General features: G+C 40.2%; 19 protein-coding genes. 6 read left to right on the forward strand and 13 right to left on the reverse strand.

All coding sequences use genetic code 11. The features are described 5' to 3' along the window. The 6 genes from LNTAR_RS18205 to LNTAR_RS18230 all read right to left on the reverse strand — a co-directional run bounded on the left by LNTAR_RS18205 (position 1) and on the right by LNTAR_RS18230 (position 7,048). Complete coding sequence (locus tag LNTAR_RS18205) at positions 1-612, reverse strand: RNA polymerase sigma factor (RefSeq protein WP_007280220.1); 612 nt, start codon at positions 610-612, stop codon at positions 1-3. A 198-nt stretch (positions 613-810) separates the two neighbouring features. Continuing rightward, positions 811-1,497: a type II secretion system protein gene (locus LNTAR_RS26045; protein ID WP_007280221.1), complete on the reverse strand. Its 687-nt coding sequence runs from the start codon at positions 1,495-1,497 to the stop codon at positions 811-813. Between the two features lie 107 nt (positions 1,498-1,604). Next, positions 1,605-2,663 carry a lactonase family protein gene (locus LNTAR_RS18215; protein ID WP_007280222.1) on the reverse strand — a complete coding sequence of 353 codons (1,059 nt, stop codon included), beginning with the start codon at positions 2,661-2,663 and terminating at the stop codon, positions 1,605-1,607. Then, positions 2,660-3,388 (reverse strand): 3-keto-disaccharide hydrolase, encoded by a 729-nt coding sequence (locus LNTAR_RS18220; RefSeq protein WP_157473685.1) that lies wholly within the window; start codon positions 3,386-3,388, stop codon positions 2,660-2,662. Before LNTAR_RS18220 ends, LNTAR_RS18215 begins: the two co-directional genes overlap by 4 nt. 10 nt (positions 3,389-3,398) lie before the next feature. Next, positions 3,399-5,798 (reverse strand): DUF1592 domain-containing protein, encoded by a 2,400-nt coding sequence (locus tag LNTAR_RS18225; RefSeq protein ID WP_007280224.1) that lies wholly within the window; start codon positions 5,796-5,798, stop codon positions 3,399-3,401. Continuing rightward, complete coding sequence (locus tag LNTAR_RS18230; protein WP_007280225.1) at positions 5,795-7,048, reverse strand: DUF1552 domain-containing protein; 1,254 nt, start codon at positions 7,046-7,048, stop codon at positions 5,795-5,797. The genes LNTAR_RS18225 and LNTAR_RS18230 overlap by 4 nt, the downstream gene beginning before the upstream one ends. A gap of 288 nt (positions 7,049-7,336) precedes the next feature. On the opposite strand from LNTAR_RS18230, the gene LNTAR_RS18235 reads away from it, so the two are divergent. The 6 genes from LNTAR_RS18235 (at position 7,337) to LNTAR_RS18265 (ending at position 15,919) form a co-directional block, all read left to right on the forward strand. Further along, positions 7,337-8,800 (forward strand): sulfatase family protein, encoded by a 1,464-nt coding sequence (locus tag LNTAR_RS18235; protein ID WP_007280226.1) that lies wholly within the window; start codon positions 7,337-7,339, stop codon positions 8,798-8,800. Between the two features lie 135 nt (positions 8,801-8,935). Next, positions 8,936-9,583: a prepilin-type N-terminal cleavage/methylation domain-containing protein gene (locus LNTAR_RS18240; protein ID WP_007280227.1), complete on the forward strand. Its 648-nt coding sequence runs from the start codon at positions 8,936-8,938 to the stop codon at positions 9,581-9,583. Positions 9,584-9,741: 158 nt separating this feature from the next. Then, a complete protein-coding gene (locus LNTAR_RS18245; RefSeq protein ID WP_040915276.1) occupies positions 9,742-10,959 on the forward strand; it encodes a DUF1552 domain-containing protein in 1,218 nt (405 codons plus the stop codon). 1 nt (position 10,960) lies between these two features. Next, positions 10,961-13,366 (forward strand): DUF1592 domain-containing protein, encoded by a 2,406-nt coding sequence (locus LNTAR_RS18250; RefSeq protein ID WP_007280230.1) that lies wholly within the window; start codon positions 10,961-10,963, stop codon positions 13,364-13,366. A 175-nt stretch (positions 13,367-13,541) separates the two neighbouring features. Beyond that, complete coding sequence (locus LNTAR_RS18255; RefSeq protein WP_007280231.1) at positions 13,542-15,107, forward strand: prenyltransferase/squalene oxidase repeat-containing protein; 1,566 nt, start codon at positions 13,542-13,544, stop codon at positions 15,105-15,107. A 245-nt stretch (positions 15,108-15,352) separates the two neighbouring features. Continuing rightward, positions 15,353-15,919, forward strand: coding sequence for a hypothetical protein (locus LNTAR_RS18265; RefSeq protein ID WP_157473689.1), 567 nt, complete (start codon positions 15,353-15,355; stop codon positions 15,917-15,919). A 122-nt stretch (positions 15,920-16,041) separates the two neighbouring features. Here the strand turns inward: LNTAR_RS18265 and LNTAR_RS18270 are convergent, their stop codons facing one another. The 7 genes from LNTAR_RS18270 to LNTAR_RS18300 form a co-directional block, all read right to left on the reverse strand. Further along, positions 16,042-17,226 carry a hypothetical protein gene (locus tag LNTAR_RS18270; RefSeq protein ID WP_162026427.1) on the reverse strand — a complete coding sequence of 395 codons (1,185 nt, stop codon included), beginning with the start codon at positions 17,224-17,226 and terminating at the stop codon, positions 16,042-16,044. A gap of 57 nt (positions 17,227-17,283) precedes the next feature. After that, positions 17,284-17,658 carry a hypothetical protein gene (locus LNTAR_RS18275; protein ID WP_007280235.1) on the reverse strand — a complete coding sequence of 125 codons (375 nt, stop codon included), beginning with the start codon at positions 17,656-17,658 and terminating at the stop codon, positions 17,284-17,286. Between the two features lie 15 nt (positions 17,659-17,673). Further along, entirely contained in the window at positions 17,674-19,191 is a 1,518-nt protein-coding gene (locus LNTAR_RS18280; RefSeq protein WP_007280236.1) for a sulfatase, read from the reverse strand. Positions 19,192-19,225: 34 nt separating this feature from the next. Beyond that, positions 19,226-20,746, reverse strand: coding sequence for a sialate O-acetylesterase (locus LNTAR_RS18285; RefSeq protein WP_157473693.1), 1,521 nt, complete (start codon positions 20,744-20,746; stop codon positions 19,226-19,228). 233 nt (positions 20,747-20,979) lie between these two features. Continuing rightward, positions 20,980-23,502, reverse strand: a complete 2,523-nt coding sequence (locus tag LNTAR_RS18290; protein ID WP_007280238.1) for a glycoside hydrolase family 95 protein — start codon at positions 23,500-23,502, stop codon at positions 20,980-20,982. Positions 23,503-23,506: 4 nt separating this feature from the next. After that, a complete protein-coding gene (locus LNTAR_RS18295; protein ID WP_007280239.1) occupies positions 23,507-25,024 on the reverse strand; it encodes an arylsulfatase in 1,518 nt (505 codons plus the stop codon). A 16-nt stretch (positions 25,025-25,040) separates the two neighbouring features. Further along, entirely contained in the window at positions 25,041-26,273 is a 1,233-nt protein-coding gene (locus LNTAR_RS18300) for a serine hydrolase domain-containing protein (protein ID WP_052607341.1), read from the reverse strand. Between the last annotated feature and the right edge of the window lie 5 nt (positions 26,274-26,278).

Below are 26,278 nucleotides of genomic sequence, written 5' to 3' on the forward strand. Positions count from 1 at the left end.
TTATTCTCCAAATAAATACATTTCTGACTTGAGATTAGAAATCTCAACGACAAGCCTTTCTTTAACGCGATTTTTAAGCTTACTTACTGACGTAAATGCAATATCTAATTTCTCAGCTATTTCGGTTGAGGGTACGTTATCCATACTCATTTCAAAAACGGCCATAGCTTTACCTGAGAAATTATTTCGAATACGTTCAAGAGCCGTCTGGACGACATAAACTTCCCATTCATTTTGAATAATCTTTTCTATATCAGGCTGAACAACAGAAAGTTGTTTCTTATTTTCATCCCAGAACTTTGAAGTCTTGTTTGCCTGACTATTAACTTTTCTGTAATAATCAATAACTTTATTGTGTATTACTGTACTCATCCAAGTCCGAAAACGAGCCTTGCTTTTATCCAGCTCAAAAGTTGGGAGACTTTTCCATAGGGAGAGAAGAACGATCTGAGAAAGGTCATCTTTATCATTTGAATTCACCCCCATCTCACTTAAGACCACTTTAACAAAATTTGAGTAATAAAAAGTAAATTCATCCCAAGCGTGATGATCATTCGGATTTTTAGCTCTTTGCAATAATGAGAGGCGAGTATTCCAATTATTTTCACTCATAATTCAACTCTTTAATTAAGTATTGGTTTGTTACTAAAATACACATTCAATTTTTATACTCAGCATTAATTACACTAAATTTATTTCGAACTCAAATAAATATACTATCAAAATCCACCCATTTTTAGTCTACTCGAATCCTTTAGAGAAATTAATTAGTAAAACATGACTTAACTCACCATTATCTTACGCCTAAAATTACTCGAAATTAATAAGGTTAATACGACTTGATTTGAACTGATAACCCTCGCCGCTGATTACATTATTCTCGGCAATATGGCCATCGACAAAAGCAGCTACAAACCTTGGGTTTCCCGGCTCATGATTAAAACGTAAATATTGAGAACTTGGCTCAAATATCCATATATAATAGTCTTTCTCAACTATAGCCGCCATGGTGCTGGTATTATAAATATCAGAACTTCTTAAGCTACCTTCGTCAGAATCTAAATCGTCAGCAGTTTCTTTCCTTTGTACTCCATGGTAATAACAACCTTTTTGGGAGAAATATTTATACCCATTACTTTCTGCAATTGGGCAGTTAGCTACTGGCACCTCTTCACCGTCAGAATCATGCCCCAAATAAGTGTTCACAGGGCGCTCCGTTACATCCATTGCGTGTTTAGCCTGTGTTCCTTTTTGTCCGAACCAATGAGTCCCATTATTTTCAGAAATAGAGGAATCTAGTCCAGAAAAACTTGGATAATATTCATTATTATCTTCTTGGTACAGAGTTGTTGCTAAAGAAATATTTTTAAGATTTGATTTACAAACAGCTGCTCTTGCTTTGAGCCTAGCCTTTGATAAGCCTGGAATAAGTAAGGAGGCCAAAATACCGATAATGGCGACAACAAGAAGTAGTTCAATTAAGGTGAATTTTTTCATTTTTGTGACTCTCTTAGCTTATTATTAATAAACAAGTTCGAAATCAAAACAGCAAAAGAGACAGTTATATACAAAAAAAAATAAAAAATTATTTTAAGCTTCGATATTTAAAGAATTAACATTGAACCTGAACCAATTTTATGTTCCTTAAATAACTTCAAAGACCCATCCTTATTAATTTTAAATTGATAGGTCATGTCAGTTTTCACCGATGAGGTAAACAAAAACCCTCCACTTTTATCCACAATAATTCCCCTTGGGCCTTTAGCGGGTATTTCAAAAGTACCCACTCGAGATATAACCTCACCACTTTGGGGATCAAGGCGAAACGTCGTTATTGATGTAGGAGACTTTTTTTTCTTTGTCCCCCTATTGGGTGTGAACAAGAATTCATTATTAGGAGATAAAACTACTGTTGTGGGCAGGACATGAACTCCCTCATCAACAGTCGAAAACTCCTGCCAAAGTTTTACGCCATTTTCATCATACTTCAAAGAAGCTAGCCCACCCCCCTTTTCATAGGTACAATAAAGGACATTTTTGTGGGGATGAAAAGCCAAGCTACGAAAAGCCGAAAAACCCTTATCTTCAAATTTTGCCCCCTCGATATATGGTGTACTCAAAGGCTGAAGTTTACCGGAATCTGCATTAAGACTAAATTGATAAAGTCGATTATGCCCATTATGGGGGACAAATACCAATGCCCCATCATTGGAAACTCCGATATCATGAGGGTTTTTAGTTGTCGTGATCTCCTGGAACTGCCTGCCCGTATGAAGATTATCCTTCATCTCCAATACCGAAACCGTGTTAGCTTTGTAATTATACTTAAAATAAAAACGACCACATCTAGAAATAGTACCGCTACCACCACTTGCGATAGCTGCTTTACCTAAAAAAGTGAGCTTACCTTGATCCCCGATCAGAGCTGTTCCCAATTCACTTGAACTCTCATTGCTGATCGAGAAATAAAGGTGTTTCCCATCGGGTGAAAGCGTGAGTCCACCCGGGCCACCTGGAATACCCAGTTGATTAAGCAAATGTAAATCGCCATTATCTTTGAGCAGGTACTGTTCAATCAGATTTTCACTCTTTTTAGAGAGGTAAAAATACTGATCCGCATTAGCAAAGGGAATGATAAAAATGATTAGTAAGAACCGAATCATAAGGCTTTGACCCTAACATTTCGCCATTTAACACTAATGACTTGTTTTTGACCTTTAGGATGCCCCGTCATACCAAGTACAATTGGACCACTCATGGGCTCTTCACTTTTTACTAAACTGTTTTTTTCTAGAGTCTCTCTCACGTTTTTGAGTTCCGCAACTAACAGGTCATCGAACCAATGTTGAATTGAGTTATCCTTCACAACAATTTTGACTTTGTGCCATTTGTTTTTTTGAAACTCGACTTCTTTGTGATCTGCTATCAGACTCTTACTCCCCGTATAACGTATCTCGGCTTCACCAGTCGTTTTTGGCCAATTGCCGAAACCATAAGAAAAGCCGTGAAGGCTTTTATACTTGCGCCCCTTTCCCTTCCACTGAGTATCCAGAAACTGACCATGATAACCCACAAAGGCACAGCTTCTAAGATCACTTGTCATGACTTCCGCTTCGAAGATAAAGTTATTATAAGTCTTCTTTGTACAGAGAAACTTTCCTATGCTTTGATAATGGGATTCAACCACAAAAGCATCTTCTTTTACGCTAAAATTTTTGGGTGATTTTTTATTTAAGCGACGGCTATTAAAACCATTTTCTTTGAGTTCCCAATCTTCTTCAAAGTTGCTCGGTGAATAATCCTTCCAGTCATTTTCAGTTGTTGCATTTACAGAATTATAACTGGACATCAACAGACATACAGAAAGACATATTAAATGTAATCTCAATTTTGCTCTCCTATTTCATAGTAAATTCATTGCTAAGAACTATATCAGAAATAATATCTCTTAGCTTATAGTCATTGCTTTTTGCCTTTGCCGATAACTGGTCAACTAAAGCCCCATCAGCAAATCCAACTTTCCGTGCGAAGGCATAGGAGCACAATTGCTCAATGAAGGCCTTAGCAAAATTATCTTTATTATTCAAAAGTAATTTTCGTTGCTCAAAATAATTTTTATAGGAGCCTAAACCCGGAAGTTTGCCTTCGACTACATTTTTATTCTGTTTATTAATCCCCACCCATTGACCTGATTGATCAAAGGATTCCAAGCCAAAGCCCGCTGGATCAATTGTTTTATGGCAAGAAGCACATTGAGCTTGTTCCTGGTGCGCCTTTAACTTATCTTTGATATTGCCCTGAGTTTGAATTTCCAGATCTGGCACATTAGGCGGAGGCGGAGGCGATGCCATGCCCATCATTTTTGTCAAAACAAAATTCCCGCGCAAGACGGGTGAACTTCTATCCCCATTGCCCAACATTGCAAGAATTGCCCCCATTCCCATAAGCCCTCCCCTGGGAGAGTCACTTGGCAATTTCACTATTTGAAATTTGTTCTCCGAAACCTTTACTGGTAGCTTGTAGTAGGATGCCAAAGTTTGATTTAATACCAAAAATTCTGAATCCAACAAATTGCTTATACTCAAATTGCGCAGAATTAAAGCTCTAAAGAATTCAAGAGGTTCTTGTTTTAAGAGTTGTTCCAATTGCAGGCTGTACTTTTGCGGGCCCGAGTCATGAGCATTTTTAACTTCGATAAGATCTAGGTTCTCCATCTCCAACCACTTCTTGAAAAAACCCTCACTAAAGGCTCGTGAACGGGGATCCTTTAGCATTCTTATAAGTTGTTGATTTAAAACACTTTTACTTCTTAATTCCCTACTAGAAACTAGCTTATACAACTCCTTATCTGGTGGGGCACTCCACAGAAAGTAAGAAAGTCGTATCGCCAATTCCAAATCAGAAATACTCTTACTACTGCCGGAGGCTTCTGTTAGGTAGACAAACTTTGGTGAGGAAAGGATGATCACTAATGGCTCCTTTATGGCCGCAATTTCGTCCATGCCATTTTTTACATTTTCTTTATATATCCCCATCAAAAACTTATAAAAATCAAATGTAATCTGACGTCCCCGATAAGCTCTAAGTGCAAAATGTTTGATCACTTTACCTGCGTAACGTTCATGTGATTCGCTACTTTTTTTACCAACTGGAAAAATCTTTTTGTAAGAAGCTTCAGTAGCTCCCGTTTCTCTGTGTTCTATAGCGAAAGAACTTAAAATGAGCTTAGGTCCCCCCACACTTATATCGGGAAAACCACCTTTGGATTTATTTTTCCTCTTTCGTTTTCCCCTGTTCTGTTGCGTCTGACTCGCGAAAAACTTTAGCTTAAAAACTGTTTTTATACTGCAGTAAACATCAAAAACAAGCACTTGCTTCTTAGTCGACAGTTCGGAAATATCTAAGTGACGATCCCCAATGACTAAATAGGCCTTATCCCCAGTTTTGAGATTCTTTAGCTGAGCTTCGATCGCTATTTTATAATTTCCCAAGCCATTAAATAAGCCATTTCTGCCCTCTTTCGTCGTAAATTTAACTTCTTGGTCATGTTCAATGACAAGCCCCTTTTGAGCTTCAGCTTGCTTCAGGTAAGCCTTGAGATAATCATACTCGGCTTTTTGCTCTTCGACTCGGCCCTTTTTCCCTGAACTCTTTTTGCTTTGAGACTTATCCTTTTCAAATCCTGCCAACTTCTTTTTAATCCAATCATTTTTTTCCTGAGCCAAATTTTTCTTTTTATAGCTTGTGACTTTTGGCGCTTCCTGAGCAAAAACTTTGCTTAAGGCTTCATTGGCATATTCACGATATTTCCCTAATAAAAAAGAAGAAACATAAAGACCTTCACCATGATTATCGTATTCTGCAGTTGATTGATCGTCGATTATATCTTTTTCATCAAAGCGCACTCCAGTGAGTTCAAACATGGTGTTGATATATTCACGTTTATTAAGGCGACGCATCACTACTTCACGGTTTTTCCCATAATGGTGTTTTTTGGCCTTCTCTATTTCGTAAGTCAAGACCTCAAGAACTTCGGTCAATTCTTTTTTTGATGGCTGCGGTTCATCTTCAGGTGGCATTGTCGCACCATTTAATTCATCTAAAATGAATTGCCATTGCTCGGCGCTCTCTAAGCTTGAAAAATTCATAGAGATATTATCTAAACGCAACTTCCCCTTTTGTTTCTCAACACCATGACATGAAATGCAGTGCTGCTCAAAAAAGGGCTTAATTGTTTGCTCAAAATCACCGGCTTGAAGTGAGGCCAAACAAAACAAAGTTAGAATAAAGTATTTCATGCGCGTATTTGCTCTATGAGGCTATTGCTATGAGAAAAGGTCTCCATTTCCAATCCAGCACTTTGCAAGAGTGTTAGCCAAAGGTTGCTCAAGCGATTTTTACCCTCTTGGAGTTCAACATACCCTGCGGGTTTAATCTTACCCTGCCCTCCCCCGGTTACAATCAAGGGTAATTTGGCATTCATATGACCACTACGAACACCACTGCCATAAGTCAAAATTGTATTGTCGAAAAGACTCAAACCATCAAAATCTTTAGTTGCCTTCAAACGATCTATTAAGTACGAAAACAACTCACTCTGAGCCTGATCTTTGATGATGGATTGTTCTATTAACGAACTGTTTCCACCGTGATGATTAATGGGATGAGCATTACTTAAAGACAACTCTTTTAACAAGGCGTTGAGCGGTTGTCTATAGGATATGACTCGTGTTAGATCTGTTTGAAGTGCCGCCACCATGAGATCATACATCACTTTTATTTGCTCTTTTCCTTGCAAACCTTTTTTGGGTCGTGGCACCCCCGCTTTAGGCTTTGGTGTATCGATCCACTGCTCCGATTTTGCCAAGTTTTTTTCTATATGTCTGATAGAGGTAAAATACTCATCTAGTTTATCCTTATCCGTTTTTGAGACTCTTTTCTCTAAAAGACGACTCTGGTAACGAAACGCATCCATGATACTTCTTTCTTTTTGAATCATTTGGCGACGTTGTTCAACGGTCACTTTGCCGTCCCCAAACAACTCATTAAACAAGGCTACTGGATCAGTATAACCAGGCACAGGCTTGCCATATTTATCCCAGGATAAAGACAAACCAGCTCCTGCACCTTCATTGCCTAAACAACTTAATTGCAGTGAGGAATAACGCGTATCCTTCCCAAGTTTTTCTGCGGCGAGTTGGTCACAGGAAATTAAATCATAAGCCCCATCCTTAGGCTGCCTAAAGTTCATGCAGGTCAAATAATAAGCCAGGGTATTATGGGGGTGATGAGCATTGTGCAAGGGCGAAATATTTTTAAAGATGGTGAGATCATCTTTATGTTTCTCAAGCGGTTTCAAACCTTTTGTAATCTGAAAATTTTTACCTGTTGAATTTGGAAACCAATTATCTTTATTAGTTACTCCCCACGGAAAGCCAATAAACATAAGGCGAAGCGGCACCCCTGCACTCTTCTCATTAGCATAAGTCTCAAGCATTGGTAAAGTTAATAGCACGCCGGCGCCCTGCAAAAAATGTCTTCGATTCATGAAAAAACCTTCCGTCTTAATTTGTAGACCTATACGAATCCAAAGTATATAAAAAGACAGCAGTGATTTTTTAAAATTATTTCAACTACTGTCTTTCAGGTTTCATCAAAAACGTAAAGGTCTTAAAATAAGCAGGATTAAAATCATTCAGAAGAAAAACTTCTGTTAACAGTTTTCCCGATCAATATTTACGGGACATCTACTATTCTAGAAAATTTTAAAAACACACTTTACGGAGAAAAATAATTAATGAGATATTTTTGTATATTCTTAATCTTTACAAACCTTATGTATTCAAAAGAAAAAGTTAATTTCCTTTTCATTACAGCAGATGATATGAATTGGAACAGTGTTGGTTGTTTTGGTGCCGAAATCAAAGAAACTACCCCCAAGATTGATCAACTTGCTAAAGAAGGGATGCGCTTTGCCAACGCTCATGTGGCGACAACTGTCTGCATGCCTTCTCGAAACGCCATCAACTCAGGGCGCCTCCCACATAGAAGCGGAGGAGAGGGCTTTCACCACTTTACCATTCCCAATGTTCCCACGATACCATCTGTTTTAAGTAAGAATGGATACAAAGTCGGCATTCTCGGTAAGGTTGGTCATAGTACACCCTATAAAGACACACCCTGGGATCATGCGGAAGAAGTGGGGCGCAATACAGAAGAGATCACCAAAAAGGCCGCCGCCTTTGCGGACTCAGCAATTAATGAAGACAAACCATTTTACCTCATCGTAAACTCACATGATCCTCACCGCCCTTATTACAATTGGAAAAACGAAGGCAAAAAGCAACGAAATCACAAGGGGAAAAACCCTAACTCTCACCCCAGTAAAGTTTTTAAACCTCAAGACATGATCGTTCCTGCCTTCCTACCAGACACTAAGGAGATCCGTCATGAATTGGCCAATTATTACTGTTCTGTTCGTCGATGCGATGATTTAGTTGGTCGTCTAGTGAACATGATTCAAGAAAAAGGTTTGCAGAACAATACTATGATTGTTTTTCTTTCTGATCACGGAATGGGTGCGCCTTCCGCAAAAGCGAATGCCTATGTAAACAGCACAAAAACGCCAATGATCATAAAATACCCTACTTTAATTAAAGCGGGTTCTGTTCATAAAGAATTTAGCTCTGTACTTGACCTTTTCCCCACTATGCTTGATTTAGCTGAAATAGAATCACCAGGAGGGTTTGATGGTCAAAGTCTAAAGGCAGTATTTAGTGGCGGAAAATTAAAAGATCGAAACAAACTATTTTTTACGTATTTTTATGCTAAAAATGGCAACAGTCACTACAATATGCGCACCGCACTTGATCATAAGTACTCTTATACTTTCAACAGTTTTTACACTGGAAAAAGACTCTACGCCACCTCTTCACTCGGCGGCAACTTTTTCACATCCATAGTGCAACAAGGAAAAACTGATCCCTACTGGAATAAACGCGCTGAATTTATTTTAAGACGTGCTCCAGAAGAGCTCTATGACCTTGAAAAAGACCCCTATGGTTTTAACAATTTAGCAAATAATCCCGAATACAAAGAACTTATGAATAAATTCCGTAAGGCCATGGCCACCAATATGGAAAAAACAAAAGATTTTGTCAGCCCAGTCTTTAAAACTTATCAGGAAACAAAGGATGTCAAAAAAATGCGTGCGGCCTACGAAAAAGTTCAAGCAAGTGGAACCTTTGTGGGAAATATTCCAAAAAGAGAGAAAGACATCAGCAAGTGGTCAAATCCATAAATCATTCTTTAGCAAAAAATACCTTACCCCGTGATCTGGCTTTGAAATAACCAAAGGTTTTTTCATTATTACTGTCCTTGTAGAACACTGAGTTACGAAAAAGTTTATATAAATTGTAATTTATGAGAGCGCATTATGAAGAAAACAAAGTTTAGCTTAATTGAACTCCTTGTTGTCGTGGCGATAATTGGAATCCTTGCGAGTTTCTTACTTCCTACACTGAGTAAAGCTAGAAAAAAAGCACAAAGTTCCGTATGCCAAAACAAGCTCAAGCAAATCTCCACAGCTTCATTTATGTACGCTGAAGATAACGATAATTTTGCCCCACTTAACGACGCTAAAAACAGTAACTATTGGTCAAAAAGAATGTCCCAAGGTGGCTATCTCCCAGCGATTACTGCAGCAAACAGTAATGAAAATGGAAGTCCCTACAAATGTCCCAATGGGGCAGCGCTCGATACTTATTACACCAACAATTATTCCCAAAACTACCGCTTAGGCCAAATAGATAGTGGTGGTGCAGTTTACACTCCTTATCAATTAACAAGTAGTCACAGCAATGAAACAGCTTTTTATATGGATGCCTGGAACGTTAAAAACAACCTCTTCAAATCTTATTTTTCAGAAGCTAAGATTTACGATTCAAATAAAGAAAAAGCCATTGCCCGTCATCAGAGTAAAGCCAACATCGTTTATGTAGATGGACATGCTAGCACATTAACAGGCAGTCAATTGCTCATCATTGGCAGCGAGGCGAATACTACAGAATTTTGGATTCCTTAATTAGAAAATTTGAAACTTTACTTCCACACAAGTCTCGATTGTTTTATTCAGAAATTTCAATAAAAATATCAGACTACTGTCTCATGTATTACAAATCTTACGTACTTGTCTAAAAAGTCTTATTACTTTCTGCCAACTCGTAAGCATAGGTATTTTTCGTGAACAGAAGAAATTTCATCAAAGCTACAGGATTTAGCCTGCCACTTCCTCTCTTAGCTTTTAACAGAGCTCCAAAGCAAAAGGCTCCCATGCGCTTGGTCGTTGTAGGTAATCCCTATGGAATGCATCCAGAAAGCTTTTTCCCAAAAACTTTTGGCAAGGATTATAAAACCACCATCGAACTTCAGTGCCTTGATTGGATTCGTGATGAGATGACTATTTTTTCTCATATAGATCACAAAATGGAGAGTGGACACAACAAAGAATCGGCCTTTCTTTCGGGAATTTTAAAGCGTGATGCCAGTCAATATCCCGACGGCAACATCAGTCTCGATCAAATGATTGGCGAATACCTGCGCAGCGAAGTACGCTTTCCAACTTTGAACGTGAGTGCGGGTCCAAGCATTCAAGAAAGTTGGAGTCGCACTGGCGTGCCCACGCCCATTTTAAATACGACGCAGATGTACAACAAGCTTTTTAATAATAGCTCAGCTAGCGAAAAAAAAGCTGAACTCGAGGTATGGCAGCGCAATCAGGAAATGCTCAAAGTACTTCATGGTCAACACGCTTATTCATTTAGAAATTTAGGTCAAGATGACAAGGTACAAATGGATCAGTACTTAAGCTCTTTGAGTGACTTAAACCGCGAGATTAATTCCATGCGCAAGTGGCAAAATAAAGCCAAGCCAAAATTTAATATGCCCAGCTTTATCGATTATGAGCAGGAGTACAACACCATTTTCGATATGCTCGTCCTAGGGCTGCAGTCAAATTCGACACGCGTTGCTACAGTTACTTTTCCGGGACAATTCAAAACTCGAGATATTGGACTCGCAGGCAATTATCATTCCTACACCCACAATGGCAAAAAGCCCGATGCTGTAAATGGCTTACAACAAATAGAGATCTTCCAGCTCAAACAAGTCTCGCGCTTTATTAAAAAGTTAAAAGCCATAAAAGAACCCGGTCAAAATGGCTCCATGCTGGATCATACCATCGTTATGTTTGGCAGTTCAATGGGATATGGTGGAACACATAGTAATCGCAATTTACCTATTCTTCTTGTTGGTGGTGGATTAAAACACAAAGGCCATGTCGATATGAAAAGGAAAAATGGCGAAAACACCATGCTCTGCAATCTCTACTTGAGCATTCTTCATAAATTTGGCATTGAACGCGAGAGCTTCAATACCAGCGTCGGCACTGTGGACATTTAATATGCTTAGGTTACTCCCCTTTTTCTTAAGCCTAGCCATAGGCCTACACGCAGAAGCGATACGCCCGAGTTCTTTATTTATTAAAAATTGTCAAGAATGCCACAATCCTAAAAAGTCTAAAGGGAAATTTTCTTTAAGTGATTTAAGTGGTGGAGTCAAAGCTAAAAACATAGATAAATGGCACGATGTTTTAGATCAGCTTGAAAGCCATGAAATGCCACCAGAAGATCAAGCACCAATTGCACCCCAAAATCGTAAACTCATGCTAAGCTGGGTCAAATCTAAAATTGCTCAGTACAATGCTTCCACACCAAGCCAAGTCAAAAAACCACTGACCAAAAGACTGACTTTGGAGGAGTATCAACATACGCTCCGCGACTTGCTCGGAGTCGAACACCTGGGCACCAACTCTCCCAGTCAAGAACTTTTAGAAGATGCCTATGAGGATGGCTTTAATAACAATGCCAAGAACTTAAGTATGAGTTCATATCACATGAACGCCTACCTCAACACCGCTCGCAAAATCCTAGACAATTTCATTTTAGACGACCAAAAACCTGAGTCAAAAAAATATGATTTTAAACCCCATTATTTTAAAAAAGTACGATGGACGACAAAAGGATCTCCTGGCAATGGTAAAGATCACCTAGATTTAATTGCGCCTTCTCATCATCAAAGTATTGCCCGCTTCCCTGAATTTCCCGAAACAGGTTATTATAAAATCACCATCGATGCTCAAGCCATTGATCGCAATTACCCCTATAAAGAAGAGCATATAGGAGTCCACAAAAGCGACCCCATTAAAATGAGTATAAAAATTGGCTCAAAAAACTTCATTCAGCCCCTCCAGGATAAGCGAAAGACTTATACCCTAAATACATGGGTTTCCAAAGGCTCCGATTTAGGCTTCGGACTCGATACCGACGGCCTTAAAATGGTGCTTAATGGCAACTTCAAGTTTTATGGAAGTCTTCCCAAGCGCTACCCCGAAATTCATCCTGGGATAAAGGCCGAAGCTAAAAAATACCCTAATGAAACGACGGCAAAATCAAACTCTTGGAGCTGGAAATACTGGCGTGGACCAAGAGTGCGTATCTTTGGTGTTAAGCTTGAGGGCCCCTACTATAAATCCTGGCCACCTGAAGTCGAAGCCAAGCTCATCGGCGCTAAGCCTAGTACTCAAAATATAAAAACGACTCTGCTTGAATTTGCCCAAAAAGCCTATCGACGGGAAGTGAGCTCCAAAGAGATTTTGCCGATCATCAATTACACCCATTCCTTAGCCAAGAAAACCAGTATGAAGGAGGCTATTAAAGAAGGGCTTACACTCATTCTCAGTTCATCGTCCTTCCTTTACATCAATCAAAAATCATCGCCTCAATACTCATTGGCCTCGAAATTGAGTTACGCCCTTTGGTCATCTACGCCAGATACACTTCTTATGCAGCTGGCAAAGCAAAATAAATTAAACTCAAATGCCAATTTAGATAAGTTGGTTCGCCTCATGCTTAAAAGTCCCAAGAGCCAGGCTTTTATTGACAACTTCCCAAATGCTTGGTTTGAACTAAACATGCTGGGTTTTATGCCTCCAGATCCAGATTTGTACCATTACTTTCATCGAAAAGATCTGATGATAGATATGAAAAATGAAGTCAAAACTTTCTTTGCTCACGCGCTTAAAGAAAACTTGAGCCTAATGGATTTCATCAAGGCCGATTACTCATTCATCAACGAAGATTTAGCCAAAATTTATGGCATTACAAACATCAAAGGATCAATGCTGCGCAAATACCACTTTAAAGACGGTCGGCGTGGTGGCATCCTAGGCATGGGAGCTATTCTAAGTTTAAGCTCCGACACACAAGTCACTTCGCCAATTCACCGCGGCGTTTGGCTCAAAGAAAACCTTTTTGGCAGCCACCCTTCTCCGCCACCCCCCGAGCTTATGATCGAAGAGCCCGACATCAGAAACTCCAAAAATATTCGCGAGGCTTTAGCTAAACACACCTCACAAGCCGATTGCCGAAGTTGCCACGCAAAGATTGACCCTTGGGGCTGGGCTTTCGAAAATTTTGGGCCCGCTGGCGAGTGGCGTGATCACTATGTAAAAATTAACCAAGGAAGAAAAGGCCCTACTAGTAAAAAAGCTGACATTGTCGATGCTTCATCACAACTAGCCGATGGTAGAAAATATGAGGACATTCATGATTTTAAAAAAATAATGGCAAGTCAAGATCGCAAAATTGTCGCCTGCTTCATTCGCAAACTCATCACTTATATTAATGGCCAAGAACCAGGTTACGAAATGGATACTGAGATTGATCGAATCGTAACTTTATCGAGGCAACAAAACTACAAAATCATCAATACCATGATTGCCGTTTTTCAAAGTCCATATATTCGCTAAAAAAAATCACTAAAAATAGTCAGTATTTTTGAATTTAACTGTCTCTCATTAGCCTCAGTTATCGAATATGGCTTAAAGGATTTTTTAGTGATCAAATTATTGACATATAAAATCGTCTTTAATGACACTAGAAAATCACTAAAAACTAAATTATATAGCAATACTTAGGTTATACATGAGTGAAGAATTTGACGATGAATCTTACGGAGTTTTAAGCTCCGAAGAATTGAAAGAGATTCAGGAACAGTACCGAAAACAAAAGTTAAAAGATACTCTAACCGGCCCGATAATATCGACTTGTATCCACATCATAATTATCATTTGTGCTTCATTTTTTAAAGGTGAAACAAAAGCCAAAAATGCCAATGTCGAAATCAGTCAAAAAATGGAAGAAGTTATTGACGAACCTCCTCCACCGCCTCCTCCACCGCCTCCTCCACCTGAGCCAGAAATGGATACTGAGGCAGAAACAATAAACCCCGACATCACCGAAACGGTAGATGTAACAGAAGATATTGCTACTGAGGTAGACGAAATTACTGATGAACCACCTGCTGCAGAAGTCATGGACGATGTAGAACTCATGTCAGATGTAAAGCCCTCAACTTCTCCGTTAACTTCTGCGAAGATGTTTTCTTCCCGCTCACCCAACGCCAAAGCTAATGCAATAAGAAAGTATGGTGGTTCTGGTGTCGCACAACAATCACTTGGCAAAGCTCTTGACTGGCTGGCAAAAAACCAAAACCCGGATGGCACCTGGGGTAGCGGACACCCTCACTCTATGACTAGTCTTGCCGTCTTAACGTATCTTGCCCATGGTGAAACAGGTAAATCAAAGCGCTATGGAAAGATCGTTTCAAAAGGTATATCCAATCTTGCAAAGTGGGGAAACTCAACGAGTAGCTTCCCTCTAGGAAGAGCAAAAGAGAGAAATGTTTATGAACATGCTCTTGTGGCTTATGCACTATCGGAAGCCTACGCCATGACTGGGAACTTTAACCTAAAAACACCCATGAATAACACCATCAGATTCATCTGTAATAATCAGCATGAAAATGGTGGCTATATGTATAGTTATAAAAAGACTGGAGACTCCAATTTTTCTAATGCATGTTGGAATTGGCAATCCATGAAAGCTGCAAAAGTTGCGGGCTGTGATGTACCTGAACTACCAGCTGCGATTGAAAAATCAGTCGCTCACATGAAAAAACATGCTACTGCAACAGGCTTTTATTATCGTTTACAGAACAAAGACAAACGCGACCCCTCAATGCGTGCCGTTGGTGTTCTTTGTATGCAGCTTTTAGGTGCGCAAGATGATCCTGCCTGCCGCAGACTAGGTAACCTCATTGTGAAAGAAGATATCAAGCTACTAAAGTGGGAGGAACATGGTAAACACAACGCCCCTGCCGGCTTCTATCTTTATTGGATGTACTATGCAACTCAGGCAGTTTTTCAACGCGGGGGTAGTGATTGGACGAAATGGAATAAAATATTCCAAAAACAACTCGTCGATAATCAGCACCCAGATGGCTACTGGTTGAGTCCTGCTACAAAAGGTATTGAAACAGACCGTAATGCCATGATTGATATTGATAACAAAGTCTATTCAACCACGCTCTGTGCTTTGCAACTCACTGTTTATTATCGTTATTTACCCTCTTCCGTTATAAAAAAATCTGGGGCGACAAAAGCGAGCCCTAAAGTTAATGATGGAGAGGAAATTATTGATATTTTTTAGTCATCATATCAAACTTCCTGTATGAGTGTTATTTACTTAGTCGATAAAGTTATTTTAACTAGGCTCAATCGCTCCCCGCAGCAATTTAATAATCATCAATAAGTTTAAACAATGTACCGCTTTATTTTTACTCTTACCTTTTTGTGTCATTCACTTTTAGCCTTGGAAACTCACGTGCTCAATAAAGGTAAACTTCTTTTCCATACCGACTTTTCTGAACAAATCCCCATAAAGAAACCTCGGTTTTGGATCAAGCAAAATACGCGTTGGAAAGTAAAAAATGGAGAACTTGTCGGTACGCCCGCTACCATGGAGTACCAAAAAAAGAAAAAAAACTTGGCAAGGGCCATTTAGGTGATTTCCCTAGAATTGGCCTAGGTAAAATGCCAAGGTCATATATCATGAACTTTAAGTTTCAGGTGGATGATAAAATGGGGAATGATAAAACGCCTATGTTCGAGTTTGGTCATCATGTTTCTAGAATTTATTTTGGAGATAACGGAATTCAACTTTTAAGTGATACAGCAAAGCCAGTCACAAAAAAACTACATATGGAGATTAAGGGATTTAAATTAGAGCCCTATAAATGGTACGAGGTTCTTGCTGAAGTTGGAGAAGAACATCTATTTGTCCAAATTAAAGATCAGCTTGGCCAAGTCACCAAATTTCAATGCCATAATCCAAAGTTCAAAACATCATCTAACAACTCTTTTCAGATTGCTTCTACGGTTCAGGGAACACTTAAAATGGATGATATCACCTTTTGGGAATCTAAAGGAAACAAGCAAGACTGGCAACAGGCTTTGAAATAAAGCCATTATTCCAATACCAATCTCAACTTTTCAATAAACGCAGTATTATTCGCGCTTATTATTCCCCACACATCACAGGTAAGTCCCTTTGAGATCTAGCAATTGAAACCAGAAATTATACATCAATTGGCTGAAGCTTTTCCTAAAAAGGCATCAAAATACTTTTGTGTGTAACTCTTAGTTCCATCAGCTCTGATGAGCCACATCCCTTTCATATCCTCATTTTTATAAACTTTACTTGGTTTAAGCTGAGGGTCATGCCTAAGTAACTCATTATCATACAGAGCCCATTGAAAAATAAACGGCACATCATGGTACATATAAACCGCCATCCATGTATCCCATAGCTCTTTGGTTTTCTTCATTGAGTTAGCCTGCTGATCATTTTCTTTTAAGCCAATCTCGCCAATATAAACTATTCTTTTGCCATTCATGTACTCAGACGGGCTCATTTGCTTCTTCAAATAGCCTATCCCCTCATGCATTAGTGAGCCATCATCATGTCCATATTTAATCCCATCGTAGGCTGACCAAGAGACCATGTCAATTTTTATCTTTGGCAGTATGTGAGAAGCTACGGTAGGAACGCCCTTTTTAGCATCAAAAACTTTATTCACTTCCACGGCATGAAAAACTTTACATTTAGACCTTTTTATTTCGGACCTTGCTCTATCAACACCTTTTTGTCTTGCCATTAACCACTTGGTCAAAAGATTAGACTTTTCTCTCCAGTTTTTAGGGACGCCGATGGTCACCCACTCATCAAATGCAGCTCTCATCATCCAGTCCCCTTCCCAGTTTTGAATAATAAAGGTTACATCCTGATTTTTATACTTTTTGAGTAAGTAAATGACCGCTTCATACATTTCATTTTCTATGCTTTTTTCAGTAACGGTAGGGTCACCATGTTTAAAAGCCTCCCAGGAATGCACACAGTCGAGTGCAAAAACTTTTAAGCCAGACGAAAAAGTTTTTTGAAAATACTCGTGTGAAATAACTTCTTTCAAAGTCATTCCCTGCTTGAGTTCCCAATCAGAATTGTAAAAATAATCTAACGCATTTCCATCATGACTAATTTTTAACTCTGGGATAAATAATTTAATGAGCTCATACCCCAAGTCTTTTGTTTTTTTTACACCTTCAATAAGAATAGGTTTGTTCGTAAAATGATACTTGGGCGCAGCTAATGAAGTTCCAATTCTGTTTTGCCATTTAGAGGGAATAGATTGTAATTCTGAGGGCTTTAGTAAAGAAAGTTTCTCGAAATCGCGCTTTTTAGAAGTATCGGCATTTAAACCTGACATCATTGATAAGGTAAATATTAGAAAATAGTATCGCATAAAATATAGGGTCTTTGCTTTCATCTATATGAAGATCTTTTGACCAACTTTCGTAGGTTTAATAACGCCCGGAATCTTTTTAGTTGCTTTTTGAACTTTAGGTTCTACAGCCTCTTCTTCTACCTTTAATTGAGTTTGCTTTTCTTTTTGTATCATAGGATTTTCATCATTTCCCGATGGGTGTAATGACTTCTTGACGTCCTGTTTTTTTTTCTTAGCCTCACGCTTCGCCTTTATAGCTTCTCGTTTGGCTTTTTCTTCCTTGAGAAATTCTTTCCACTCCTTAGAAGACATACTTTCTTTTTTCTTTTGCCTTTCTTCGGCAGCATTTTTGTGCTTATTTTCTGCATAAAGCGAAAATGCAGCAAAGACAAACATAAATACCACGTACTTTTTCATGTCATCACCATTCTTTTATTTTGATTTTCGTTTTTTTCTTTTAGATCGTTTATTCAAAGACGGTTGATCAGATTTCATTTCGTTAAGCTCACTGGGAACAGGGGCTTTTATTTGTTCATGCCAGTTTAGAAGCTCATTTAATAAGGCATTCCTCTTTTCAGGATTTGAGTTAGCCAAGTTATTAGATTCGCTTATATCATCTCTCAAATTGTAGAGTTCAACAGCATTATTTGTAGTCAATTTATCAAAACCACCATCAAGGCTCCATTCCTCCATGAAGAGGTGTAATTTCCAATCACCTTTGCGAATAACTGAAACAGGACGTTGACGATAAGCAGGATCACGCGTACCTGTGTATTTAGAATTACCTATTAGGTAGCCGGGAAAGTGCCAATACATTGCGCGAGATTTTAAATCTCCTCCATTGAGTAAAGGCATTAGACTGACGCCATCTATCGCATATGAACCGATGTGACTTTTTATATCTTCGACTCCGGCGAGTTCCATCATAGTGGGATATAAATCAATCGCCATAACAGGTACATCAGATCGCCCCGGCTTAAATTCACCTGGCCAACTGATAATATACGGAACTCGAATTCCACCCTCGTAGTATGAACCCTTGTATGCTCTGAGAGGCGCCTGAGTACACCTTGATGGCACACCACCATTATCGGATAAAAAAATTACAACCGTATTGTTCTTAATTTTCATTTCTTCAAGTTTATCTAAAATCATGCCGATAGATTCATCTGTATCGTACATCATTCCTGCATAATCGTTTGGGTTATTATGTGTATTCTCAGCGTGATTTAACTGGAAAAGCTCTTCGCTGGCCGGGCGGCATCTCGTAGGGCCATGGACTGCGTGATGAGCCATGTAAATCAAAAAGGGTTTATCTTGCTGATAACTATGCTCCATAAATGAAATGGCCCGTTTGGTGTAGGTGAAAATCTTTTTTGGATCTATGTCTACATCTTCGATTTTTTTTAATTCAATAGCAGAATGCTCCAAAACATCATCAAAGCCTTGCATTGCAGGTGAAACACCACCATTGACACCACTGCCATCTTTACCGTGTCCACTGACATGCCATTTACCATACATAGCTGTGGCATAACCAGCTTTCTTTAAGGCTTCTGCAAAAGTAATTTTCTCATCTGCCAAAACCTGACCGTCTGTCACCTCATTTAGAGATAAACGATCAGTTCTTTTATCGCCGCGGTTTATTCCCCAAACATTATAGAAATGAGTCCTAGGACTGTATTGGCCTGACAACAAGGCGCAGCGAGATGGGGCACAATTAGCTGCATTCACGTAACCTTGATCAAAAATCACTCCCTCTTTAGCAATGCGATCAATCGAAGGCGTTTTTAAAAAAGTATTGCCATTGCCCCCCCAGTCTCTCCACCCCATATCATCGATAAAGAAAAATATAATATTGGGTTGCTTATCATCACTTTGACGCCCCTCAACAGAGAATGCAGCAAAGACAACAAGGCAAATAAGCAGCTGATATATCTTGATTTTCATTAACGTGTTTACCTCAAATCAGTCAAACTATTAACTAGGAATGCTTACTAGATTTTTCATTCTCGACCACCTCTTGCTGAGCTTTATTATCTTTTTGCGTTTCTCGCAAATCTTTTTTCTCCTTCTGAGCCTGCTGTTTTGCTTTTCTTGCTGCTTTCTCTTCTTTACTGGGTTTTAAACGAATATTTGCCCTTGGACCAGGTATTTCATCATCCGTCATGAACGCTGATGCAGGTATACCATCTTTATTCATTAAACTGAAATTTGACGCGGCCTTATCACCCGCTCCCCCCTCTTTACTCTCTTTGACAGGAGGATTGGCATTGAATAAATAACGCACGTATTTGGGATTACTGACCGCGTCACACGTGACAAGCACTTCGTCACCATCAATCACAGCTTCGGCTGGGTGATATTTCACATCGTCGCCAGCCAATTCAAAATACTTTAGGCTCTTCTCACCCTTGCGTTCTACAAGTCCATTGCCAACATGTTTAAACGTAAGACGAGCCGTATTTGGAGAGTAAGTCACCTGATCAAGAAGCGGCCCGGAGTAGACGAGATCAGTCTGACCGTAATCTTTAGCTAAAGCCAACAATGCCAAACGTTTTCCGGCAAGGCTTTTATCCGCTGGATGTAAGCCAGGGCCCTGCTCCCAGAAGATAGCCATCCCTGTATTCTCGGTAATTTCGAGGGCACGGCGCTGACGGTCGCGAACCCAGGGGAATTCGTAATTTCGCAGGTGAATATCTGTAGGAATCTGGATATAGTAGAACGGGAATTTACGCGTTTCTAAACCAGAGCGCTCTCCCCAGTCCTTGCGCCAGCTATCAAGAAAATGAACCGTCAGTTTATCGTACTCCAGAGCCGTATTCGACTTGGCATTGCGCTCGCCCTGATACCATATGGCACCACGGATTGCGTAAGGGATAACTTCTTTTAGCTTGTCATTATACTGATAACCTGGTTTGCGCTGCTTCTTGGCTTCTTCACGCCATCCTTCTGGAATATTCAAGGCTTTACGCGCCACTTCTGCATCGTCCGCATTCATCCATGCTTGCATCGGAGTCCCACCATTATGGCGTGTGATCAAACCAATAGGTATATTTAATTCCTCGTAGAGATTAACCCCAAAGTAAAAAGCAACACGAGAGAGGCTTTTGGCTGATTTTTCATCAATTGAATCCCAGCCTTTATTTCCTTTACCATTATAGCGCATCCGGCTGATTTTCTTTTTATCATATTTTGCAGGGAAAGGACTTTTATCACCAAAACGTCCTGCCATATTTGACTGACCGGCACAGAGCCACACCTCACCAACCAGTACATCATTGAAACTCAGTTCATTAGAACCTTTCACGGTCAAAATCTGACCTTTGCTAGCAGTCTCTAGCGGATCAAGAACGACCTGCCATGAGCCATTATCACTTGTAGTTACAGTTTTTTCCTGACCGGCAAAACTAACACTCACCTGCTCACCCGGATCTGCTTGACCCCAAACAGGAACAGGAAGTTCCCGTTGTAAGACCATGCCATCCCCAAACATCTTCGACATTTTCACATCCGCGGTGGCACTCATAGTAGCTGCAAGCGACAAAAGAATTCTTAATTTCTTCATTTCATAACTCTCTAATAAATTAGTTCATAGTTGGGCGTTGAGGCGATATTAGCAAAAGCCCTGATTCTTAAATACCTATGCGTTAAGAGTCATTAAAAAAAGACAGACTTTTGGGTAAAAGTATAAAGTTAATTCATTCCGATGTCTGTTTAATAAGGCTGTATAAAAATTTATTTAAGTTTAATACTAATCACATCGCCTGTCTGTGTTGGAAAACTATAAAGCTCCACATCCACTTTCTGTGGTGTGAGTTCAGTTTCGTTAATCGCGAATCTCAACTCTGATTTCGACTGAATGAAACAAACATTCCCCTTTAGAGACTTTATTTTAGCCTTATACAAGGCGCCTTCTTTCCAGTCTACATCCACTTCAAAAGCACCGCGAGCACGCAAGCCTTTCACCGAACCATTCTTCCAAACAGCTGGTAAGGCAGGCAAAAACTCTATGGCTCCCGCGTGAGACTGCAAAAGCATTTCTGCGATCCCCGCAGTTCCGCCAAAATTGCCATCAATTTGAAAGGGGGGATGATTATCGAATAAATTGGGGAGCGTTGATTTTGTAAGTAAAGCCAAAAGATTTTCATGGGATTTTTCTCCATCGTTCAATCGGGCTAAGAAATTGATAATCCAGGCACGGCTCCACCCCGTGTGCCCTCCTCCCGAACTCAAGCGATGATCCAAGCTTTTACGGGCGGCTTGGGCTAGTTTTGGCGTACGTGCCGTATTGATTTCCTTGGCGGGATAAAGTCCATAGAGATGTGAAATATGACGGTGCCCTGGATCAACTTCTTCGAGTTCCTCGGCCCATTCCATAATGCGACCATCTTTAGCTATTTTTGTGGGGCTTAGCTTCTGTAGTATGAGATTGAGCTCCTTGCGAAACTCTTGATCGATGTTGAGAATTTCAGCGCTTTTAATAGTATTGGTAAAAAGGTCGCGCATGATTTGATGATCCATGGTGGGGCCCATTGTTAGATTAGCCTCTTTACCATCGGGAGTTTTAAAACGGTTCTCCGGTGAGGTTGAGGGACCAGAGACTAACAAGCCCGTAGCGGGGTTTTCCACTAGCCAATCCATACAGAAAAGAGCTGCCCCTTTCATGATCGGGTAAGCACGATTTCTTAAAAAATCTTTATCGCCATTAAACTCGTAGTGTTCCCACAAGTGACGCGAGCACCAAGCTCCTCCCACCGGCCACATGCCATACTGTGGCTTGCCAATGAGACTGGCAAAGAACCAAGCATCGGTAGTGTGACCCGCGGTCCAACCACGACAGCCAAAGTTCTTCTGAGCGACCTCCCGCCCCCGTTCTTGAAGACGTTCCAATAAATAAAAAGCTGGCATATGGCATTCGCTTAAGTTAGTCGTTTCAGCGTGCCAATAATTCATTTGAAAGTTAATATTGATATGGAAGTCCGAGTTCCACGCTGGCATGAGTCCATCCGTCCACAGCCCTTGAAGGTTAGCTGGCATGGTACCCGGTCTTGAACTACTGATGAGTAGGTAACGTCCATACTGAAAATACTGTTCAAAAAGCTGTGCATCATACTGTCCCTTTATAAGGTCAATGAGTCGTTGGTCTGTTGGCTTATGTGCAGAGGGAGAAGCACCGAGGTCGAGGTCAACGCGTTTAAATAATTTTTGATAATCTTGAATGTGATCCGTGCGCGCTTGATGATAGCTTTTTTGAGTCGCATGATTCAATTGCTTTTGGCAACTCGCCGTAAGCTTTTTGTCGCCGTAATAATCACTACTAGCCACTAAAACCAAGGTAACCGCATCGGCATTTTCGACGCGAATTGAATCTTCTTCATAAAAAATCTTACCCCCTTCATTTAAAACCTTTAGATGGGTTTCAAAAGCCACGCCCTTGGCGGCACTGGGGAATTGTTCAATAACTTTCTTTTTAGATGTCCGAGCCTGACCTTTTAAAACTAAAGCTCCATTTTCCATCATTTTCAGCTGACTACTTTGAGGGCGAGTTAAACTCGCTGAAAAAGAAATTTTTGCTTTTTCATCACTGCTCAAGCGAAGGTAAATTGCCTGGTCAACGGCAGATGAAAAAAGTTCTCTTTTGTACGTTGTGCCCGCAAATTCATACTGCACACTTGAGATGGCATTTTCAAGGTTCAAGTCGCGACGATAGTTGCTAACCTCGTCTCGCTTGGGAAAAATAAGCTCCAAATCCGCCATCATCTGATAATTATGAGTCCCCCTACCCAAACTTGTACCCATCACTTTTTCTTCAACCACTTTCTGAGCTTCAACATACTTCTCATCAAAAAGTAACTTCCGAGCTTCTGCAATGCCGGCCTGAACATTGGGCTTATCGCGCTCCACTGGCTCACCTGACCACATTGTGTCTTCATTGAGCTGGAGCCATTCTTTATTGATCCCGCCGTAAACCATCGCTCCGAGACGACCGTTACCCACTGGTAGGGCCTCGACCCAATGACTCGCTGGTTTTCGATACCAAAGACTCAAGTCATTAGCCGGAGCCACAGCTTCACCTGACAAACGGCATTTAGCCTTAGCTATGGCTTCAATTCTAGTATCTTTATTACGTATCTTAAATAAACTATCTTGCTTGCTTTTACGATTTTTACGCGCGGCTTCAAGATTGGGTATCATGAAAACTACGGCTGTAATCATCAATAATGAAAAAGATTTTATACTCGTCAATTTTTTGCTCATTTGCTTATTTATTTTTTCCTCGTTTGCGCTTTTTTTGATCTCCCTCAAGCTCAGGATCAATACCCGGAAGCCTCCAGCGTGGGTGTACGGTATGCTCTTTTTCCATTATCTTTTCCATGCGTGCAACGATTTCCGGGTAATCCTTGGCGATGTTTTTTGCCTCGCTTATATCGGTGCTTAAATCATAAAGTTCAGTCTTTCCTTTAAGTCCATTCTTGCGGTAGGATTTCCATTTCCCCATGTGAACGGCTTGCTGTTTACCACGTTCATAAAATTCCCAATAAAGGTACTCTCGTTTAGTTTGTTGCTCGCTTTTACCTCGTAGAGTGGGCATAATTGAAATACCATCCATTTCCTCCGTGAGAGCTTTACCACCCGCATCCGCAAGCGTGGGCATAAGGTCATACTGAGTCGTGGGAAGATCACAGGTACTGTTCGATTCAATAGTACCTGGCCACCAAGCTATCAAGGGTACGCGAATACCTCCCTCATAGAGGTAGCGTTTATACATTCGCAAATCGCCATTCCCCTTGAAAGTATCCGTTCTTAGATAGTAGCTATCTTCATCACCATTATCACTAGTCCACATAATTATGGTATTATTTTGAATTCCCAAGTCTTCTACAGCATCAATAATTCGACCCACATTACGATCGTGATGAGTCATCAGTGCGCAGTAAACCTTTTCACGCAAAGTAAGTTCTTCATATTGATCATAGCCCGCCATGTCCGGTACGCGCATACCACCGGGCATGCCTCCATGAGGCACGGTTGAAGCCAGATAAATAAAGAAAGGTTTCTTGATTTCGCTATTCTTTTTAATAAACTCAATAGCTTTATCAACATAAAGATTTTCGGTAAAAGTTCCAACACCAGGTGGAACCACACCGCCAGAAGTATTTTTATTTGAGGGGATGATTGTCCCCTCCAGTAAGTCAGGCCTATTTTTAGGGAGTTCGATTTGCTGACCATTTTCATAAATGTGGTGGGGATAATAATCACGGCAGTCAAAATGACTTAAAAAACCAAGCCAGTAATCAAAGCCATAACCCGTTATGGTTTCAGGTTTTTCTGTACCGCCGGCACTGAGCTTGCCAAAGCCAGCTGTTGCGTAGCCCGCGTCACGGGCTACACTGCCCAACATGGGATGTTTTGGGGGCCAAAGTTCAACGGGTGGTTCTTTACTATTGGCACGCCAAGCGGCATTACCAGGGTGCTTTCCTGACATGAGGCTACAGCGTGAGGGACCGCAAACCGCATTGCCTGCATAAGCTCGGGTAAATTTCATTCCACCTTTGCGCAGTCGATCAATATTGGGGGTTTTTATGATTTTCTGACTAACTTCATCCATTTGATAAGCTGGGACTTTTCCAATCCCCCAGTCATCAGTATTGATGTAAATTATATTAGGCTGAATCTTCTCCGCCATTACTGAATTTGAAAAACTGATCACCGCAAAAGTATTTATAAAAAGGCCTAGCATATTTCTAATGTGGAAGTGTTTTGTGAAATTTAATTTCATTGATCAAACTTTTTGTTTATTGATTAAAGGCAGGAAGAATTCTCTCAGGTGCCAAGTCAAGCATGGGGCCGCCACCTTTAATTTTAGCACTGGAAACTACGACTAAATCCATCTCAGGATAAATTAAAATAAATTGACCGGCTGCACCACGACAGGAAATACAGCTCACTTTTTTCCCTCCAGAACGTTTACCTCCAATTTCTACATCTTTGTTCCAAATGAAGAAACCATAGGCTCCATTATGCTTGCCGGGCCAAATTGGTGACATCGCTTTTTTCATATACTCCTCAGGAATGAGTTGTTCACCATCCCATTTCCCATTAGCCATCATCATCAAACCAATCTTAAGCATATCGCGCGAAGTCATTTCAACCCCTGCCGCAGCACGCGGCAAGTTATTTTTATCTTTGGGCCATTTATAGTTACTAATCCCCATCTTACCAAAGAACTCCTTACTTATGAATTCTTGAGCACTACTAGGTGCCACGGTATCTACAACAGTCATCGTAATCGTTGGATCAATCCCGCCATATTGCCATTGCTGTTTCTCTTTCACAATTGGCTGACTGGCACTAAACATGGCCTCTACCATTTTCTGTCCCTTCAACTTCTTGCCTGCTTTCTTCATCTTATTTTTGTCAAGCTTAATGCCTGAATGAAGATTCAAAACTTCAGCTAGAGTAACCTGCTCCGCTCCGTCGACCACCTTAGTCTTATCGACCTTAGTCAGAAAATCCAAAACTGGCTTATCCAGATCAGCCATAGAGATGTAACCTAGCTGCATGGCACGACCTAGTGCCATTGCTGTAAGAGACTTTGATATAGACATGACAATATGTGGATGATCAATACGCCCTTTGCGGAAATAAGACTCCGAAATCAGTTTCCCCTTGTAAGCAATAAGTAGGCTATCAAACTTCTTCTTCGGGTCCTGAGACATTTCATCAACTAACTTAACAATCAATTCTTTCTTACCACCATCGATGCCAAGACTTCCTACAGGAATTCCATCGCCCAGACTTTTAGGTGCATGACTAATACTAAGCAGCTCTCCTGAAGGTTGAGGTAGTTCCCCCTCCGTGCTAGATTTTTTATTAAAATCAACGACTTCTTCTTTAAGACCATTATCTTGGTCTGAAGCATGGTTTTTTAAATGTGGCGAGAAGATAACACCGGCCAATAAAAGTGGGAAAAACTTAGTCAAACTTATCATTCTTGAAGTCTCAATATTATTAAATTTATAATTCATTCGTA

The sequence above is a fragment of the Lentisphaera araneosa HTCC2155 genome, from assembly GCF_000170755.1.
GTDB classification, from domain to species: Bacteria; Verrucomicrobiota; Lentisphaeria; order Lentisphaerales; family Lentisphaeraceae; genus Lentisphaera; species Lentisphaera araneosa.

Bases quoted from the DNA above. Each gene is read 5' to 3' on its own strand.
- LNTAR_RS18205 (WP_007280220.1), bottom strand. From the start codon at position 612: ATGAGTGAAAATAATTGGAATACTCGCCTCTCATTATTGCAAAGAGCT.
- LNTAR_RS26045 (WP_007280221.1), bottom strand. From the start codon at position 1,497: ATGAAAAAATTCACCTTAATTGAACTACTTCTTGTTGTCGCCATTATC.
- LNTAR_RS18215 (WP_007280222.1), bottom strand. From the start codon at position 2,663: ATGATTCGGTTCTTACTAATCATTTTTATCATTCCCTTTGCTAATGCG.
- LNTAR_RS18225 (WP_007280224.1), bottom strand. From the start codon at position 5,798: ATGAAATACTTTATTCTAACTTTGTTTTGTTTGGCCTCACTTCAAGCC.
- LNTAR_RS18230 (WP_007280225.1), bottom strand. From the start codon at position 7,048: ATGAATCGAAGACATTTTTTGCAGGGCGCCGGCGTGCTATTAACTTTA.
- LNTAR_RS18235 (WP_007280226.1), top strand. From the start codon at position 7,337: ATGTATTCAAAAGAAAAAGTTAATTTCCTTTTCATTACAGCAGATGAT.
- LNTAR_RS18240 (WP_007280227.1), top strand. From the start codon at position 8,936: ATGAAGAAAACAAAGTTTAGCTTAATTGAACTCCTTGTTGTCGTGGCG.
- LNTAR_RS18250 (WP_007280230.1), top strand. From the start codon at position 10,961: ATGCTTAGGTTACTCCCCTTTTTCTTAAGCCTAGCCATAGGCCTACAC.
- LNTAR_RS18255 (WP_007280231.1), top strand. From the start codon at position 13,542: ATGAGTGAAGAATTTGACGATGAATCTTACGGAGTTTTAAGCTCCGAA.
- LNTAR_RS18270 (WP_162026427.1), bottom strand. From the start codon at position 17,226: ATGATGTCAGGTTTAAATGCCGATACTTCTAAAAAGCGCGATTTCGAG.
- LNTAR_RS18275 (WP_007280235.1), bottom strand. From the start codon at position 17,658: ATGAAAAAGTACGTGGTATTTATGTTTGTCTTTGCTGCATTTTCGCTT.
- LNTAR_RS18280 (WP_007280236.1), bottom strand. From the start codon at position 19,191: ATGAAAATCAAGATATATCAGCTGCTTATTTGCCTTGTTGTCTTTGCT.
- LNTAR_RS18285 (WP_157473693.1), bottom strand. From the start codon at position 20,746: ATGTCGAAGATGTTTGGGGATGGCATGGTCTTACAACGGGAACTTCCT.
- LNTAR_RS18290 (WP_007280238.1), bottom strand. From the start codon at position 23,502: ATGAGCAAAAAATTGACGAGTATAAAATCTTTTTCATTATTGATGATT.
- LNTAR_RS18295 (WP_007280239.1), bottom strand. From the start codon at position 25,024: ATGAAATTAAATTTCACAAAACACTTCCACATTAGAAATATGCTAGGC.
- LNTAR_RS18300 (WP_052607341.1), bottom strand. From the start codon at position 26,273: ATGAATTATAAATTTAATAATATTGAGACTTCAAGAATGATAAGTTTG.